This window comes from Flavobacterium sp. MDT1-60 (genome assembly GCF_014844035.1).
In the GTDB taxonomy this organism is placed as follows: domain Bacteria; phylum Bacteroidota; class Bacteroidia; order Flavobacteriales; family Flavobacteriaceae; genus Flavobacterium.
The window spans coordinates 3924822-3941869 of the sequence record NZ_CP062159.1 but is presented as its reverse complement, the minus strand read 5'-3'; the positions used below and the strand labels follow the sequence as shown (position 1 = coordinate 3941869).

General features: G+C 35.8%; 12 protein-coding genes. 7 read left to right on the top strand and 5 right to left on the bottom strand.

The window, feature by feature from the left end:
• The first annotated feature begins 218 nt into the window (after positions 1-218).
• The 5 genes from IHE43_RS16435 (at position 219) to IHE43_RS16415 (ending at position 8845) form a co-directional block, all read left to right on the top strand.
• A complete protein-coding gene (locus IHE43_RS16435) occupies positions 219-542 on the top strand; it encodes a DUF6660 family protein (protein WP_225585167.1) in 324 nt (107 codons plus the stop codon).
• A 93-nt stretch (positions 543-635) separates the two neighbouring features.
• A complete protein-coding gene (locus tag IHE43_RS16430; protein WP_192184905.1) occupies positions 636-3755 on the top strand; it encodes an efflux RND transporter permease subunit in 3120 nt (1039 codons plus the stop codon).
• 226 nt (positions 3756-3981) lie between these two features.
• Positions 3982-5229, top strand: coding sequence for a TolC family protein (locus IHE43_RS16425; RefSeq protein WP_192184904.1), 1248 nt, complete (start codon positions 3982-3984; stop codon positions 5227-5229).
• A 1-nt stretch (position 5230) separates the two neighbouring features.
• Entirely contained in the window at positions 5231-6472 is a 1242-nt protein-coding gene (locus IHE43_RS16420) for an efflux RND transporter periplasmic adaptor subunit (RefSeq protein WP_192184903.1), read from the top strand.
• Positions 6473-6853: 381 nt separating this feature from the next.
• Positions 6854-8845: a heavy metal translocating P-type ATPase gene (locus tag IHE43_RS16415; protein ID WP_192184902.1), complete on the top strand. Its 1992-nt coding sequence runs from the start codon at positions 6854-6856 to the stop codon at positions 8843-8845.
• A 104-nt stretch (positions 8846-8949) separates the two neighbouring features.
• On the opposite strand, the gene IHE43_RS16410 is transcribed toward IHE43_RS16415, so the two are convergent.
• The 3 genes from IHE43_RS16410 to IHE43_RS16400 all read right to left on the bottom strand — a co-directional run bounded on the left by IHE43_RS16410 (position 8950) and on the right by IHE43_RS16400 (position 10949).
• On the bottom strand, positions 8950-9600 hold the full coding sequence (locus tag IHE43_RS16410; protein ID WP_192184901.1) for a VOC family protein: 651 nt from the start codon (positions 9598-9600) through the stop codon (positions 8950-8952).
• Between the two features lie 216 nt (positions 9601-9816).
• Positions 9817-10251 carry a DUF1810 domain-containing protein gene (locus IHE43_RS16405; RefSeq protein ID WP_192184900.1) on the bottom strand — a complete coding sequence of 145 codons (435 nt, stop codon included), beginning with the start codon at positions 10249-10251 and terminating at the stop codon, positions 9817-9819.
• Between the two features lie 326 nt (positions 10252-10577).
• A complete protein-coding gene (locus tag IHE43_RS16400; RefSeq protein ID WP_225585165.1) occupies positions 10578-10949 on the bottom strand; it encodes a helix-turn-helix domain-containing protein in 372 nt (123 codons plus the stop codon).
• A 69-nt stretch (positions 10950-11018) separates the two neighbouring features.
• Between IHE43_RS16400 and IHE43_RS16395 the strand changes: the two genes are divergently transcribed.
• On the top strand, positions 11019-11630 hold the full coding sequence (locus IHE43_RS16395; RefSeq protein ID WP_192184899.1) for an FMN-dependent NADH-azoreductase: 612 nt from the start codon (positions 11019-11021) through the stop codon (positions 11628-11630).
• Between the two features lie 112 nt (positions 11631-11742).
• Here the strand turns inward: IHE43_RS16395 and IHE43_RS16390 are convergent, their stop codons facing one another.
• The gene (locus IHE43_RS16390) at positions 11743-13023 is read right to left on the bottom strand and encodes an acetyl-CoA C-acetyltransferase (protein ID WP_192184898.1); all 1281 of its coding nucleotides are present in this window, start codon (positions 13021-13023) and stop codon (positions 11743-11745) included.
• A gap of 322 nt (positions 13024-13345) precedes the next feature.
• Here IHE43_RS16390 and IHE43_RS16385 point away from each other — a divergent pair, with 322 nt between their 5' ends.
• Positions 13346-15793 (top strand): TonB-dependent receptor, encoded by a 2448-nt coding sequence (locus tag IHE43_RS16385; RefSeq protein WP_192184897.1) that lies wholly within the window; start codon positions 13346-13348, stop codon positions 15791-15793.
• Positions 15794-15940: 147 nt separating this feature from the next.
• On the opposite strand, the gene IHE43_RS16380 is transcribed toward IHE43_RS16385, so the two are convergent.
• The gene (locus IHE43_RS16380; RefSeq protein ID WP_192184896.1) at positions 15941-16960 is read right to left on the bottom strand and encodes an LLM class flavin-dependent oxidoreductase; all 1020 of its coding nucleotides are present in this window, start codon (positions 16958-16960) and stop codon (positions 15941-15943) included.
• Positions 16961-17048: the final 88 nt, after the last annotated feature.

Sequence of the window (17048 nt, the reverse complement as noted above, 5' to 3'; positions counted from 1 at the left end):
GAAATAAGTTTTACGTGCTTTAAAATTAAAACCGGGATGATATGTTAATTATTGTTAAAGTTAAATAATTTTTCTTACTATTTCTAATCTTTTTTTAGAAAGTAAAATTTTAAATAAAAAATGTTTATCCAAATTTTATTGAAAAATTTACCTCATTATGAATATCATTTTCAATTATTTAGATTTTAGTATAAAAAATAAATAGTATTTTTACGATCATGAAATGGATCGCTATAGTATTGTCAATTTATTTGATGGCACTTTCAAATATGCCCTGCGCAGATATGGAAGTGGATAGCGCTGCGCATAAAACAGTTCAATTTTCATCAGAAGCCAATCATTCGCATGATAAAGACAATGATTTATGTTCTCCGTTTTGCGCCTGCAATTGTTGTGGTGCACAGGTTTTGAGCTATCAGACTTTAGAAACTATTGAATTTCCCGTGGCTTTTACGATTATTTCAAAAGCATTACCCAATTATAATTCTGTTTTCGCTTCCAATTTCTACGGAAGCATTTGGCAGCCTCCTCGAATAGCATAATGATGCCCGGCTAGTTCGGGTTAGAGCGTTGTGGACTTTCCACAAAATGAACAGACAAACTTTGTCTGATTTCTCACGTCATTATAGAATCAAATGTTAGATAAAATTATACAGTTCAGTATAAAGAATAAGTTCTTTATACTGCTATTTACCCTTGTATTAATAGCCTGGGGAAGTTATTCGCTTAAAAAATTACCGCTGGATGCCTTACCAGATGTTACCAATAATCAGGTGCAAATCATTACAACAGCGCCAACTTTGGCCAGTCAGGAAGTCGAACAATTAATTACATATCCGCTGGAACAGGCTGTAAAAACAGTTCCGGATGTTATAGAACTCCGCAGTATTTCCCGTTTCGGATTGTCGGTTGTAACCGTCGTCTTTGAAGACGATGTCGATATTTATTGGGCCAGAGAACAAATATTTCAGCGCTTAAAACAAGCCGAAGAAAACATTCCGGCTTATGCTGGTTCTCCTGAATTAGCGCCCATTACAACCGGTTTGGGAGAAATTTACCAATATGATGTTTATGCCAAAAAAGGCTATGAAAACAAGTACGATGCAATAAAATTAAGAACCATTCAGGATTGGATCATTATTCCGCAGTTACAAGGAATTAAAGGTGTTGCCGAAATAAGTACTTGGGGAGGAAAACTGAAACAATATGAAATTGCCGTAAACCCAAATACATTGAATAGTCTTGGAGTTACGATTACCGAAATTTTTGATGCGTTAGAAAAGAACAATCAAAATACCGGAGGCGCTTATATTGAAAAAGATCAGTACGCCTATTTTATCCGCGGTGTCGGAATGGCAAAAGGAATTAATGATCTTGGAAATGTGGTAGTAAAAAACAGAAATGGTTCGCCCGTTTTAGTCCGTGATGTTGCCGAAGTTCGCGAAGGAATTGCGTTGCGTTACGGTGCTTCAACCAAAGACGGAAAAGGAGAAATCGTTTCGGGATTGGTTTTGATGTTAAAAGGAGAAAATTCCAGCGCAGTTGTCAACAGAATTCATGAAAGAATGATTCAGATTAATAAAAGCCTGCCTGAAGGCGTTGTAGCCGAAGCTTTTATTGACAGAGGAAAATTGGTTGATAATGCCATTGGAACAGTGACTAAAAATCTTTTAGAAGGTGCCTTAATTGTCATCTTTGTACTGATTTTATTTCTGGGGAATCTTCGTGCCGGATTAATAGTTGCTTCTGTTATTCCGCTTGCCATGCTTTTTGCTGTGATTTTGATGAATGCTTTTGGCGTAAGCGGAAATTTAATGAGTCTGGGAGCGATAGACTTCGGAATTATTGTCGATGGAGCTGTTATTATTGTCGAGGCCACGATGCATCATCTGCAAAAAATCAAAAATAAAACAGCCCTTTCACAGAAAGAAATGGACGTTGAAGTGTATAATTCGGCTTCAAAAATCAGAAATAGTGCAGCCTTTGGAGAAATCATTATTTTGATTGTTTACTTGCCAATACTGGCTTTAGTTGGAACCGAAGGAAAAATGTTCAAGCCAATGGCGATGACAGTTGGTTTCGCGATTGCGGGTGCATTTATACTTTCGCTGACGTATGTACCAATGATGAGCGCCCTGTTTCTATCTAAAAAAACAGAACACAAAAAAAACTTCAGCGACCGAATGATGCGTTGGTTCGAATCCATTTATACACCCTTTTTAAATAAAGTATTGCAGTTTAAAAAAGTGGTTTTAGGAATTTCTCTCGGGTTTTTTGCTTTAGCATTTATCATTTTCCAAAATATGGGAGGAGAATTTATTCCAACTATTGAAGAAGGTGATTTGGCTATCAATGCTACAATTATGACAGGAAGTTCGCTTACGCAGATGGTAGAAACGACGACAAAGTACGAGAAATTATTAAAAGAGAAATTTCCTGAAATTAAAACAATAGTGACCAAAATTGGAAGCGGAGAAATCCCAACTGATCCAATGCCCATTGAAAGCGGCGATTTGATTATTGTCCTGAAAGACAAAAAAGAATGGAAAGGCAAATACCATAATTGGGAAGATTTGGCTAATGCGATGAAAGAAGAAATGGAAATCATTCCGGGTGCCAATATTGAGATTTCACAGCCGATTCAGATGCGTTTTAACGAATTAATGACCGGAAGCCGAAGCGATATTGCCATCAAGATTTTTGGTGATGATTTAGAAATCCTTGACGCCAAAGCAGCTGAGTTAATTTCGAAAATCAAAAATATAGAAGGAATCGGCGATTTAAAAGCCGATAAAGTAACAGGTTTACCACAAATTACCATCAAATACGATTATAATAAAATCGCTTTATACGGACTGAATATTTCTGATATCAATCAGATTATTCGTTCCTCTTTTGCTGGTGAAAGTGCCGGTAAAATCTACGAAGAAAGCAAAAGATTTGATGTTGTTGTCCGTATGAATCAGGACAACCGTGCTGATATTACCGATGTCAGCAATTTGTTTATCCCGCTCCCAAACGGTCAGCAAGTGCCGCTTTCTCAGGTTGCTTCTGTAGATTATGAGCAGGGTCCGGTTCAGGTAACCCGCGAAGATGGAAAACGCCGAATTACTGTGGGCTTAAACGTCCGCGGACGCGATATCAAAAGCGTTGTGGAAGAAATTCAAGAGAGATTAGTTCGGGATTTTAACCTTCCTTCCGGATATTACATAACATACGGCGGTCAGTTCGAGAATTTGATCAAAGCTACAAATAGATTAATGATAGCATTGCCAATTGCTTTGGGATTAATATTGATCTTGCTTTATCTAACGTTCAACAGTTTTAAACAGGCAGCTTTAATTTTTACGGCAATTCCGTTAGCCGCAATTGGTGGTGTTTTTGCACTTTGGATGCGAGGAATGCCTTTTAGTATTTCCGCCGGAATTGGTTTTATTGCTTTGTTTGGAATTGCCGTTTTAAACGGAATCGTTCTGATTTCGTATTTCAATCAATTAAAAGCAGAAGGAATACAAGATCCACTTCAAAGAGTTTTAATCGGAACCAAAACAAGATTACGTCCGGTTTTAATGACTGCTGCCGTGGCTTCGTTAGGATTTTTGCCAATGGCATTATCCACAAGCGGCGGAGCAGAGGTACAGAAACCTTTAGCAACTGTTGTTATCGGCGGTTTAGTTTCAGCAACATTATTGACATTAATCGTATTACCAATTTTGTATTTAATGCTGGAGAAATTTAACCACAAAATAAAATAATTTTTTCACGCAGATTTTGCAGATTATAGCAGATTTAATTTTAAGATAATAAATAATAATCTGCGCATATCTGCTTAAATCTTTTTAAATCTGCGTGAAATAAAAAATAAGTATAGATGATTTTTCTCGCAGATTTGGGAGATTTAGCAGATTTAAATTATAAAAAGAATCAAAATGATCTGCTCAATCTGCAGAATCTGCGAGAGACAACAAAATAATAAATAAAATGAAAACAATATATAATTTAAGCTCAAAAGCCTTTGTGAACTCTGTGAAATCTCCTTTGCGTTCTCTGTGGTTAATTGCACTTCTATTGACAAGTACAATATCATCTGCGCAAGCCAAAATATCTTTAGAAAAAGCTATAGAACTTGCCAAATCAAACAACATCGATTTAAAAATCGCCGATAAAGAAATCGAAAAACAAACCATCCTTAAAAAGACCGCATTTCAGGCAGATCCGCTTCAGGTACAATATCAGGGTGGACAATTCAATAGCGCCGATTTTGACCATAACGTATCAATTCAGCAATATTTCCCCATCGGAAATATTACAAAAGCGAATCGACAATTGCAGGAAGAATTGGTAAAACTAGCCGAAAAACGAAAAGCGTTATCCTCCTATGAAATTGAAAAAGCCGTTACATTGGCCTATTATCAATATTTGTACGGTGTTTCGATTCAGAAATTAAACTCGGAATTAAATGACATTTATACCAAATTTTTAAAGAATGCTGAGTTGCGTTTTCAAACCGGAGAAAGCGGCAACATTGAAGTTATTAGCGCTAAAGCGAAAGTAAAAGAAATTGAAACGCAGAAAGCACAATTAGAATACGATCTGACAATTTACCAAAAGCAATTGCAGTTTTTTGTACAAACTAATGAAAATATAATTGCTGATGAAAAAACAGCTTTGCAATATTCCAGTATAAAAGAGGAAGGAAGTTCGAAAGCAGAAGTTTTATTGACGGATTATTATCAACAACAAATCTCGGTTTATCAGAAGGAAACCAATACCTACAAAGCGATGAGAACTCCAAAATTGGGATTAGGTTATTTTGCGCAAACCATTAACACAGAATCGTTGTTTCAGGGTTTTACAGCAGGCTTGCAGATTCCGTTATTTGGAGGCGTAAATTCGGCGAAAGCCAAAGCTTCTGAGATTAGTATTTCGCAATCGCAATTAGCTTTGGATAAAAGTAAATTAACCTTGAATTTGCAACAGCAAGAATTGCAAAACAACTTTACAAAACAGCAAAAAGCTTTAGATTATTATCAAAATGAAGGCTTGCAATATGCTGATCAGATTATCAGTACGGCACAAAAAAGTTATGCCAATGGCGATATGAGTTATTGGTCGTATATCAGCTTTTTAAACCAGGCGATTGATATTAAAAAACAATATGCCGAGGCGACTCATAATTACAATCAAAGCGCCATCGAACTTCAATTTCCAACTATCAAAAACAATTAAAATGAAAATAAATTTAACCGCAGATTTAACCGCAAAGTTCGCAAGGTTTTTTTCGCAAAGTTCGCAAAGAATAGCAGCTTATAGCATATTCCTTATTGCCTACAGCGTTTTACTAAGCTGCAATGAGAAAAAAGCAGAAGAAACACATGAAGAGGAGAAATCACAGACAGAAGTCGCCTTAACTGCTTCCCAATACAAAACGATCGGTATTGAAACGGGATTTGTTGAAGATCGAAATCTCAATAAAGTCATAAAAGCAAATGGTTATACCACTGTTCCGCCTCAAAATTCTGCTGAAGTTTCGACTTTAATTGGCGGAACGGTAAAAGATATTTTTGTTTTGGAAGGCACTTTTGTGAATAAAGGAAAAGTGTTGGCAACCATTCAAAATCTGGAAGTTATAGAAATGCAGGAAGAATTTCATTCGGCTACAGCCAATATTGAATATTTGCAGTTAGAGTACAATCGCCAGAAAACACTGAGTGACGAGAATGTAAATCCAAGGAAAACATTTCAGGAAGTAAAAGCAAAATTAGCGTCAGAAAGGGCAAGAGCTCAGGCAGCAAAAAATAAATTAGAAGCTTTGCATGTGAGCACCAAAGGGAGTACTTCTTTAGTGCCTATTGTCGCACCAATAAGTGGTTATGTTGGTAAAATAAGTATAGCAAAAGGAGCTTATGCACAAACGGGAATTTCCTTGTTTGAAGTGGTTGACAATAGCCAAATGCATTTGGACTTGAATGTTTACGAAAAAGATTTAGGATCTATTTCTGTTGGACAGGTAATTGATTTTGTATTGACAAATCAATCGAATAAATCTATTAAAGGAAAGATTTTCGGAATCAATAAATCTTTTTCAAATGAAAGCAAAACGGTTGCCGTCCATGCTAAAATTGAATCGGCTGATGCCAAAGGATTGATTCCGGGAATGTATGTTTCTGCTAATATTAATATTACGAATGCCACGGTTCCCGCTTTGCCAAAGGATGCTGTGGTTCGAAATGCAGATAAATATTTTGTTTTTTTACAAGAAGATGAACATCAGGAAAAGGAAAACGGGAATAAAGAAAATCACGAAAAGGAAATTCATTTTAAAGCCATTGAAGTAATTCCGGGAACGACAGATTTAGGTTTTACCGAAGTGAAGTTTGTTGATGAAATTTCTCCAAACGCTAAGATCGTTACGGAAGGTGCTTTTTATTTGTTGTCTGCGATGAAAGGCGGGGGAGAGCATGAACATTGAATTTGCCACGAAGGCGTTAAGGCGCAAAGTTATTAAAGCTGGTGTGGAATAATCTCGCAAAGGCGCGGAGGCGCAAAGTTTTTAAATTTTATGTGTTGAATTGCCTCCTGCTTTAGCTGGAGATAATTAATTGAAATGTTATAATGGCTTTAGCCAAAAATGCGCATTCTGGCTAAAGCCATTTAAATTTGACATCATTAACCTCCAGCTAAAGCTGGAGGCAATTCAAACTAAAACTTTGCGACTTAGCACCTTTGCGAGATTAAATAAAAGCTATTCGATAAAAACAATTGCCTTAAAAGATGTAACTTTAAAAAGTGTTTTCTACACAGTTCAAAACTTGAAACTTTGAACAAAGAAAACTTGAAACAAAAGATTTTTATGGAACATATACATGAAGAAAAAATAATAAAGAAGAAAACAAACCAATCCGGTTGCTGTTCAGCGCATGAAGAACATCATCATTCTGAGGATGACGGACACAATCACGATCACGAACATAATGCTGAAGGAAGTTTGTTCCAAATGTTTCTTCCCGCGATCATTTCGTTTGTTTTATTGCTTATCGGAATTGGGTTTGACAATTATTTTCCACAAAACTGGTTTACAGGATATGTTAGAATTGTTTGGTACATCATAGCTTATTTACCGGTTGGAATTCCGGTTTTGAAAGAAGCTTACGAAAGCATTATAAAAGGCGATGTGTTTTCAGAATTTTTCCTGATGTGTATTGCTACGATTGGCGCTTTCGCCATTGGAGAATTTCCTGAAGGAGTTGCCGTAATGCTTTTTTATACGATTGGAGAAAATTTTCAGGGATTGGCGGTAAGCAGAGCAAAATCGAATATTAAAAGTTTGTTGGATCAGCGTCCCGATGAAGTTACTATTTTAGAAAATAATGTGGCGACAAAAGTTAAAGCTGCTGATGTCAGAATCGGATCTATTATTCAGCTTAAAGCCGGAGAAAAATTAGGTTTAGACGGAGAATTATTGTCTGATACCGCTTCGTTTAACACCGCTGCGCTTACAGGCGAAAGTAAACCATCGACGAAAGTAAAAGGAGAAACCGTTTTAGCCGGAATGATCAACGAAAATACAATTGCACAGGTAAAAGTTACGACAGATTATAAAGACAGTAAATTATCTAAAATCCTTGAAATGGTGCAAAATGCTACGGCTAAAAAAGCTCCTGCAGAATTGTTTATACGAAAATTTGCTAAAATCTATACGCCAATTGTAGTGTATCTGGCGATTGCAATTTGCTTATTGCCAATGCTTTTTGTTGATAATTATGTTTTTAGTGACTGGCTTTACAGAGCTTTGGTTTTTCTGGTGATTTCTTGCCCTTGTGCTTTGGTAATTAGTATTCCTCTAGGATATTTTGGCGGAATTGGAGCTGCAAGCAAAAATGGAATTCTCTTTAAAGGCAGTAATTTTTTAGACAGTATTTCTACAATTCAGAACGTTGTGATGGATAAAACCGGAACAATGACCGAAGGCGTTTTTAAAGTGCAGGAAGTGATTATTTCGGATGATTTTGATAAAGAAGAAATATTGAAACTGGTGAATGTTTTAGAAAGTCAAAGTACACATCCGGTGGCGACGGCGATTCACAATCATGTGGGAAAAATTGATGCTTCAATCGAATTGAAAAATGTAGAAGAAATTTCCGGACATGGTTTAAAAGCGGAAATTAACGGAAAAGAACTTCACGTTGGGAATTTTAAATTGATGGATAAATTCGGGATTAAATATGATCTGGATCCAAATTCTGTGGTTTATACCACGATTGCCATTGCTTATGAAAAGAAGTTTGCAGGCTATTTGACCATTGCAGACGAAATTAAAGAAGATGCCCTCGAAACAGTAAATAAACTAAAATTATTAGGTGTCAAAGTAACGATGCTGAGCGGTGATAAAACCAATGTTGTACAGTTCGTTGCCAATAAACTCGGAATTGCAAATGCCTTTGGAGATTTGCTTCCGGAAGATAAAGTCAATAAACTTAACGAAATTAAAGCTAAAAATGAAACCGTAGCTTTTGTTGGCGACGGCGTAAACGATGCTCCGGTTATTGCTTTAAGTACAGTTGGAATTGCGATGGGCGGTTTAGGAAGCGACGCCACAATTGAAACTGCCGATATCGTAATCCAGGATGATAAACCAAGTAAAATCCCGATGGCAATCAACATCGGAAAGCAAACTAAAAAAATTGTCTGGCAGAATATTACATTGGCTTTTGTTGTAAAAGCATTTGTACTAATTTTAGGTGCAGGTGGACTAGCAACGATGTGGGAAGCTGTTTTTGCTGATGTTGGAGTAGCATTGTTGGCGATATTAAATGCAGTTAGAATTCAGAAGATGAAATTTTAGAAACTTTTAGATGATAAAATTAAAGCCCAATTCAAACTTGAATTGGGCTTTTCTATTTTGTAAATTTATTAAACAATGGTAAGCGTTGAAAGTAAGAAAGGGGATTAAAAATCTAATTCAATCTTAGTTCCTTTATTTTCAATTATTATTTCCGTTTTATTGCTTTTAGAAGGCGTTTGAGTTGGATACCAATTACGGTTGGGTTTTACAATGATCAGCAAACCTTCATCGTCTCCAATTGCAGCAAAATTTTCGCTATTATAATTTTTTTCAAAAAACAGCAAATCATGATTTGTTATTAATTGTTCTCCCAATTCCATTGGATCTTCATGGACAATACCAATTTCGCTAATATTTAAAATTGATTTAGAACTGAATTCTTTTATTTGAAAATTATCTAAATCATGTCTGGCAATAAATTCTAGTAAATTGCCATTATTGTCATAAAAATAAATAGCATTTGCATTCCAGGTTTCAAAATTTGCAATTATGCGTTTGTCTTCAATCAGTATTAAATCTATTTTGTTGGTGCACCAGTTAATCGCTTCTTCAAGTTTATTTTCAGGAATGTTAAAAGCGAAATGATAAATAGAATCAAAATCAGTGTTTTCAATAAATTTTAAAACGGAATCTCCTGCCTTAATAGTAATGGAGTTTGATTTTTTTTCCAGGATTGAAAGCCCAAGCGTATCTTTATAAAATAGTTCCGTTTCTTTTATATTATTGGTTTGAATCTGGATGTGTTCTAATTTCATAATAGCATTTTTTTAAAAGAAGAAGCTTCTTTCGTTTCCAAACAAATTTAAAAAATCATCTTTTTAATTTCACCCCGAAACTATTTTATACTTCAATGCAGGAATAGTAAATTATTATCAAACATTTGCTAAAAAATCCTTTGCTGGATTATAGAAAATCAAATACCAATCCTGATTATCCGGAGAGAGTAAGCAAGAAGACAAAATAGTTAAGAACTATAAATTACTGTATAATAATTGCAGCGTATGAAAGTCAGATGAGCCATCAAAATATTTGTGCAGGGCTTCCTGAAAAACCGGTTCTGTATTTTGAATACTGGCAAACAAAGTCAGACAGGATTGCAATTTTTCGTCATCCGGATTTCCAAATATTTCTGTTGCTGTTTTTTCTTCTGTTTTGATTAATTCTTCTGTAATTTCAATAAGATGTTTTCCCAGAATTGGATGCTCTAAAAAAGCAATTGCTTCATCGGCATTTTTGATTTCGTAGAATTTTGAAGTATCGCAGGATCCAAATCCTTTAATCTGAGGAAAAACAAACCACATCCAGGGAGATTCTTTTTTACCTTTTTTAATTTCAGAAAGAGCTGAAAGGTATAACTTGTTCTGCGCGTCTAAAAAACGCATTAATTGATTGTTATTGTAAGCCATTATGTACTGATTTTATTTGGGGGATCAGACCATAAAACTACAGAAAATATGTTTAGTTGTATATTATGAAATCCTTTTTTTACTGTTGCTTTTTTAAAAATACGACAATAGAAAATTATGCGCTTTTTGAATAGCATAAATTGCGAATAATCTATAAAAAATGTTTTTAATCACGAAAAAGGCACAGAGGCAAAGTGGTTAGTTTTTCTTTCGGATTGCATGATTTTTTTTTCAGCAATGTAAAAATTCACGCAAAGGCACAGAGGCGCAAAGTTTGTAGCTTTCATCTCAGCATCTCAGAACCTTAAGAATAGGGTCTCAGCAACTTATTTCCCAATAATTTCTTTGCGATGTAAGGTTCCCCAGTCTTTTAATGCCATTATAACAGGCGTTAAAGATTGGCTGTGCTCTGTTCTTGCATATTCAACAGTTGGCGGGAATGTATCATAAACGGTTCTGGTTACCAATTTGTTTATTTCCAGATCTTTGAGTTCTTTAGAAAGCATTTTATCTGTAATTCCGTCAATATCCTTAGAGATCTCCTTGAATCGTTTTGGTCGGTCAGACAAAGCAATTAAAATAGGGAGTTTCCATCTGCCACTTAAGACTTCCAAAGCATCTCTTACTGGCAGTAAAGCTCCTGTACACGCTTCTTTCATAATTATCGTATTACTATCCTTAATGATAGCGCTATCCATTAGGATAGTACTATAAAAGAGATAGTAAATGTAGATAAGTTTGTATTGTAAAACTAAACAAATATAAAAATGAGTAAAAGAATCCTGAATATAGTAACAAGTATCAAAGGCGATACTTCTTTTAGTAATCAATTATCCAATGCAGTTATTGAGAAACTGACAAATATTTATACAGAGATTGAGGTAAATACACTTGATCTCTCAAAAACACCTTTGCCATATTTGACTGATTTGCATATAAGTGCAATTTATACGCCTGCAGAACTTCATACAGAAGACCAAAAAGAGGCTCTTAAATATTCAGATGCAGCAATAAAAGATGTTTTGGAAGCCGATATTATTGTAATTGGTGTACCACTTTATAATTTTGGAATTCCGGCAGTATTAAAAGGCTGGATCGATCAGGTTGCGAGGGCAGGTAAGACTTTTAGTTATGATGAGAACGGACCAAAGGGATTATTAACAGATAAAAAAGTATTTTTATCTATTGCTTCAGGAGCTATATTTTCTGAGGGGCCTTATAAAAGTTATGACTTTTCAGAGTCGTATTTGCGAACTGTATTAGGATTTTTAGGAATTATGGATATTACAACTTTCAGAGTTGAAGGAACTGCAATTCCTGATTTTGCAGAGAGTGCTTTACCGAAGGCTTTAGCTAGTGTGGAAGAATTTGCTTTTTAAGAAAAATCAAAAAAAATCTGTCAAATCTGCTAGATCTGCGTGAAAAAATTACTCTCGCAGATCTCTCAGATTCATCGGATTTTTATAATGAGACCAAAAATGTTTCAAAATATTATTTTTCAATAATCATCGTAATTCCCTGTCCTCCAGCGGCACAAATTGAAATAAATCCTCTTCCTGAACCTTTTTCATTTAATAATTTCGCCATAACGCCAATAATTCTTCCACCTGTTGCGGCAAAAGGGTGCGCTGCTGCCAAACTGCTTCCTTTTACATTCAGTTTTTCTCTGTCTATTGCGCCAAGTGTTTTCTTTAAACCTATTTGAGCACTCAATTCAGGACTTTCCCAAATTTTTAATGTTGCTAAAACTTGTGCAGCAAATGCTTCGTGAATTTCGTAATAATCAAAATCCTGCAGATTCAAGCCGGCTTTTTCGAGCATTCTGCTAGCTGCAAATAAAGGAGCCAGTAAAAGATTTTGTTGATTTTTTACATATTCAATAGCGGCAACTTCAGCAAAAGTGATGTAAGCTAAAATCGGAAGCCCGCGTTCTTTTGCCCAATCTTCACTGGCTAAAAGTATGCATGAGGCTCCGTCTGTAAGCGGTGTTGAATTACCTGCCGTTAATGTTCCGTTTGCCTTATCAAAGGCTGGATTTAATTTGGCTAATTTTTCAATCGAGCTGTCTTTTCTGAGATTATTATCTTTATCCAATCCGTTGAAAGGCGTAATCATATCATCAAAAAAACCTTCATCATAGGCTTTTGCCATATTCAAATGACTTTTAAGCGCCAAATTATCCTGATCTTCTCTCGAAATTTGATAATGTTTGGCTGTAATTTCGGTGTGGCCTCCCATTGAAAGTCCGGTTTGTGATTCCTCATTTCGTGGAACCAAAGGCGTTAAATCTGCGGGACGAAGTTTTAAAAACGTTTTAATTTTTTCTCCCAATGATTTTGCCTGTCGTGCATTAAGCAGAATTTTTCTCAGTTTTTCACTAACGGCAATTGGCATATCGCTGATGGAATCAACACCTCCGGCAATTCCGGATTCAATTTGTCCGAGAGCAATTTTATTGGCAATATAAATAGCGCTTTCGATTCCGGTATCGCAGGCTTGCTGTAAATCACAGGCTGGGGTTGCAGGATCGAGAGCTGTTTTCATGACACATTCCCGAATCAAATTGCTGTCGTAAGTATGTTTAATCACAGCGCCGCCGACTACTTCGCCTAATAATTGACCTTTTAAATTGTATTTATCAATAAGTCCGTTTAAGGCTGCAGTCATCATTTCCTGATTTCCCACATTGGCGTAGGCCGTATTTGCCCGTGCAAACGGAATTCGGTTATAACCAACAATGGCGACTTTTCTGATTGTATTGCTATTATTCATCTTAGAACTGGATTTGTTTTGAAGAATAAAGATAATTAGAAATGTGTCAATTAGGAAATGTGCCGATTAGATAATTGAATTTTTAAATTTTCTAACTACCAAATTAGCTCATTCTTTAATTACCACATTTTTTCATTTTATTATAATTGAAAAAATGTGCGAAAACCTGTTTCAAAAATGAGACAGGTTTTTTATTGGTACTCAGGTTCATACAAATGTTATTTAAAAACAATAACTATTTTTATTTAGAATGATTAAAAATAATTTGGAAAACCAAATATTAGGGATTACTTTTGCCAACGAAATTTAACACCTTACTAAAATGAACATAAATACTACCAAAAAAGTTTTCTTTTTTACGTTGCTTTTAACATCATTAAACATGATGAGCCAGGAGCTGGGAAAAGTTAGCGGAAAAGTTTCCTTAAGTGGAAATGTCCCTGCAGAAAACATTGCCGTTGCTCTTAAAGGAACAAAATATACTGCCATTACTAATTCAAATGGACAATACGAGATTAAAAGTGTGAAACCAGGAAGTTATGTAATTAGCATTCGTGCTGTAGGAATTCATGCATTTGAAGATAATATTGTTGTAAAATCGAAACAAACTACGACTAAAAATTTCTCGCTTTCTGAAAGTCAGGAAGATCTTGAAGAAGTTGTTATTACAAAAAATAAATACAAGCAAGACAAACCTTCTTTGTCATTACGTCTTCAAACACCAGTTTTAGAGATTCCGCAAAACATACAAATCATTAGTGGTCAGACTCTAAAAGATCAGCAAATTACAAGTATGAGCGACGGTGTAATTCGTAACGTGAGTGGTGCTGTACGTTTAGAGCACTGGGGCGATTTGTACACTAATATAACCATGCGTGGTTCGCAAATTCAGGCTTTCCGTAACGGATTTAATGTAGTTTCTTCTTTCTGGGGGCCATTAACGGAAGATATGAGTTTTGTAGATCATATCGAATTCGTAAAAGGACCAGCAGGATTCATGCTTTCAAGTGGAGATCCAAGCGGACTTTACAATGTAGTGACTAAAAAACCAACCGGAATTACAAAAGGAGAAGTTTCTGTACTAGGTGGAAGCTATGATTTTTATAGAGTTAGTATCGATCTTGATGGTAAATTAGATAAAAAAGGAAAATTATTGTACAGATTTAATGCAGCTGCTCAAAATAAAGGTTCTCACCGTGCATTTGAGCACAATAATCGTTATGTACTTGCTCCGGTAATTTCATATCAGGTTGATGATAAAACAAAAATTACTGCCGAATATAATTTTCAGTACGCAAATATGACTGAAGTTGGTTCATACTATGTTTTCGGACCTGCGTCTGAAGGATATGGAACTTTGCCTGTAGGATTTACCATGACACAGCCTGGCTTGCCAGATACAAACATACAAGACCACAGTGGTTACCTTATGTTCGAGCATAAATTTGATGACAACTGGAAATTGACTGCACAAACTTCATATTTTAAATACCTTCAACAAGGATACAGTTCCTGGCCAGGTGTTGTTGGTCCGGGTCCTGTAGACAGAGATTTTAACGGTGTACCGGAAGGAACTCTAGCTGCTGGTGAAATTATTCGTAATGTAGGAATCTGGGATGCAGAAAGTAATATGTATTTAGGGCAAATTTTCCTAAATGGAAAATTCAATACAGGATCTGTTAGCCACAAAATTTTAGGTGGTGTCGATTTAGGAAGCAAAGATTATGCGGCAGATTGGGGACAATCTCATGATCTTGATACTGTTGATAATCCATTCAATGTTAATAGCCCAAATTATGGAACGCCATCTAATGGTTTCCCTGATTTTGATCATACAACTCCACTTTCAATCAGAGCTAAAAATGCTGGAGGTTTAATGAGTTCAGAGTATGCAGCAGGATATATTCAGGACGAAATTGGTTTCTTTCAAAATAAATTGAGACTGACACTTGCAGGAAGATATACCTGGATTAGTCAGGCAAGCTGGGGTGGAGCTCCAATTTCCGATAGCCATATTACACCACGTATCGGAATTAGTTATTCGGTGACTGAAAGTCTTGCTGTTTATGGATTATATGATCAGGCTTTTACACCACAATCAGGAATTATTAAAAGCGGTGAAAGTGTAAAACCATTAACGGGTAATAACGTTGAATTTGGTATCAAAAAAGACTGGTTTGACGGTTCATGGAGTACTACTTTAGCAGCTTACAGCATTTTAAAGAAAAACGAACTCACTTCTGATCCGGCTAATACACCGGGAGAGCAATATAGTGTTGTTTTAGGAGAGAAAAGAGCACAAGGAATTGAGCTCGATTTAAGGGGAAAACTATTCGACGGACTTAATTTAATTGCAAATTATGCTTTTACCGAGTCTATCGTAAATGAAGTTGATCCGGCAGTTTCTGCTGCAACCGGTATTAACAAAGGAGATATTGTTCCTGGATATTCAAAACACACAGCAAACGCATGGTTAAATTATACGGTTCAAAGCGGAAAAATTAAAGGATTTGGAGTTTCTTTAGGAGGAACTTTCCTTGACGGACGTCAAACAGATACCTGGAGCGAAGGACTTCAAAAATTACCATCTTACTTTAAATTAGACGGAGGTTTATCTTATGAAACAGGAAAAGTAAAAGTTACGGCAAATGTTTTCAATATTTTAGATAAATACCTTTACAGTGGTTCGTATTATCAGTGGCTTTCTGCTTATTACTGGCAAACAGAAGCACCAAGAAACTTTAGAGTCGGGGTAACTTATAAATTCTAGTTTTTAAATATTACATACAAAAACATCCGCCAATGGCGGATGTTTTTGTATGTAATAGGTTCAAAGGGGCAGAGTGACAAAGGTTCAAAGATTTAGTTTCTTAGTGTGTAATAAAATCTTTTTAATCTTTACAATCTGTGGCAAAAATTACCCCTTATGAATTAAAGGAATTACTTTTGTACCAATAAGTTCTATCGCATTCATTAATTGTTTATGTGTAAGTCCCGCATTATCCATTTGGAAAGTAAATCGGTCTACACCGCCAAGAGATTCGCTGTGTCTTAATAATTTTTCGACAACACGTTCCGGACTTCCAACAATTAAAACGCCATCATCATCAATCAGTCCGTCAAATTTGGCTTTGGTAACTGGCGGCCAGCCACGTTCTAACCCTAATTTTGTCCAAAGTTCGGCATAACCTGGGTAGTATTCTTCTATAGCTTTTTCAGTTGTACTTCCAACAAAACCCGGCGAGTGTATACCTACTTTTAGTTCTTTTGGTTTATAACCTGCTGCTTTTCCTGCTTCGCGATATAAATCGATTAAAGGGCGAAAACGATGCGTTTGCCCTCCAATAATAGCGACCATTAAGGGTAAACCCAGACTTCCTGCTCTTACAAAAGATTCCGGAGTTCCTCCAACACCCAGCCAAACAGGTAATTTTTCCTGTAATGTCCTCGGATAAATTGGAAGATTATTTATTGCAGGACGGAATTTTCCTGACCAGGTTACAAATTCATTATCGCGAATTTGTAGAAATAGTTCTAATTTCTCCTTAAAAAGCGCATCATAATCATTCAGATTAAATCCGAAAAGAGGATAGGCTTCAATAGAAGAACCACGGCTCACAACAATTTCTGCTCTTCCTTTTGAAATCAAATCCAAAGTAGCAAAACTTTGATATACCCTTACCGGATCTGCAGCGCTTAGAACCGAAACAGCACTAGCCAGTCGAATGTTTTTTGTTCTCGCAGCCGCAGCACTTAATATTACTACAGTTGCAGAATCTAAAAACTCTTTTTTATGATGTTCCCCAATACCAAAAACATCCAAACCAACCTGATCGGCAAGTTCAATTCTTTGGAGTAATTGTTCCATTGCATCAACGCTACTCAAATTGTTACTACCGTACATTGCCGAAGCAAAACTGTCAATTCCTATTTCCATTTTTTTAAGGCTTTAGGCTATACGCTATAGGCTTTAAGCTTTTTTGGAAAGCTTGCAGCTAACACTTATAGCAGATTTTATTTTTATT

Bases quoted from the DNA above. Each gene is read 5' to 3' on its own strand.
- IHE43_RS16435 (WP_225585167.1), top strand. From the start codon at position 219: ATGAAATGGATCGCTATAGTATTGTCAATTTATTTGATGGCACTTTCA.
- IHE43_RS16430 (WP_192184905.1), top strand. From the start codon at position 636: ATGTTAGATAAAATTATACAGTTCAGTATAAAGAATAAGTTCTTTATA.
- IHE43_RS16425 (WP_192184904.1), top strand. From the start codon at position 3,982: ATGAAAACAATATATAATTTAAGCTCAAAAGCCTTTGTGAACTCTGTG.
- IHE43_RS16420 (WP_192184903.1), top strand. From the start codon at position 5,231: ATGAAAATAAATTTAACCGCAGATTTAACCGCAAAGTTCGCAAGGTTT.
- IHE43_RS16415 (WP_192184902.1), top strand. From the start codon at position 6,854: ATGGAACATATACATGAAGAAAAAATAATAAAGAAGAAAACAAACCAA.
- IHE43_RS16410 (WP_192184901.1), bottom strand. From the start codon at position 9,600: ATGAAATTAGAACACATCCAGATTCAAACCAATAATATAAAAGAAACG.
- IHE43_RS16405 (WP_192184900.1), bottom strand. From the start codon at position 10,251: ATGGCTTACAATAACAATCAATTAATGCGTTTTTTAGACGCGCAGAAC.
- IHE43_RS16400 (WP_225585165.1), bottom strand. From the start codon at position 10,949: ATGGATAGCGCTATCATTAAGGATAGTAATACGATAATTATGAAAGAA.
- IHE43_RS16395 (WP_192184899.1), top strand. From the start codon at position 11,019: ATGAGTAAAAGAATCCTGAATATAGTAACAAGTATCAAAGGCGATACT.
- IHE43_RS16390 (WP_192184898.1), bottom strand. From the start codon at position 13,023: ATGAATAATAGCAATACAATCAGAAAAGTCGCCATTGTTGGTTATAAC.
- IHE43_RS16385 (WP_192184897.1), top strand. From the start codon at position 13,346: ATGAACATAAATACTACCAAAAAAGTTTTCTTTTTTACGTTGCTTTTA.
- IHE43_RS16380 (WP_192184896.1), bottom strand. From the start codon at position 16,960: ATGGAAATAGGAATTGACAGTTTTGCTTCGGCAATGTACGGTAGTAAC.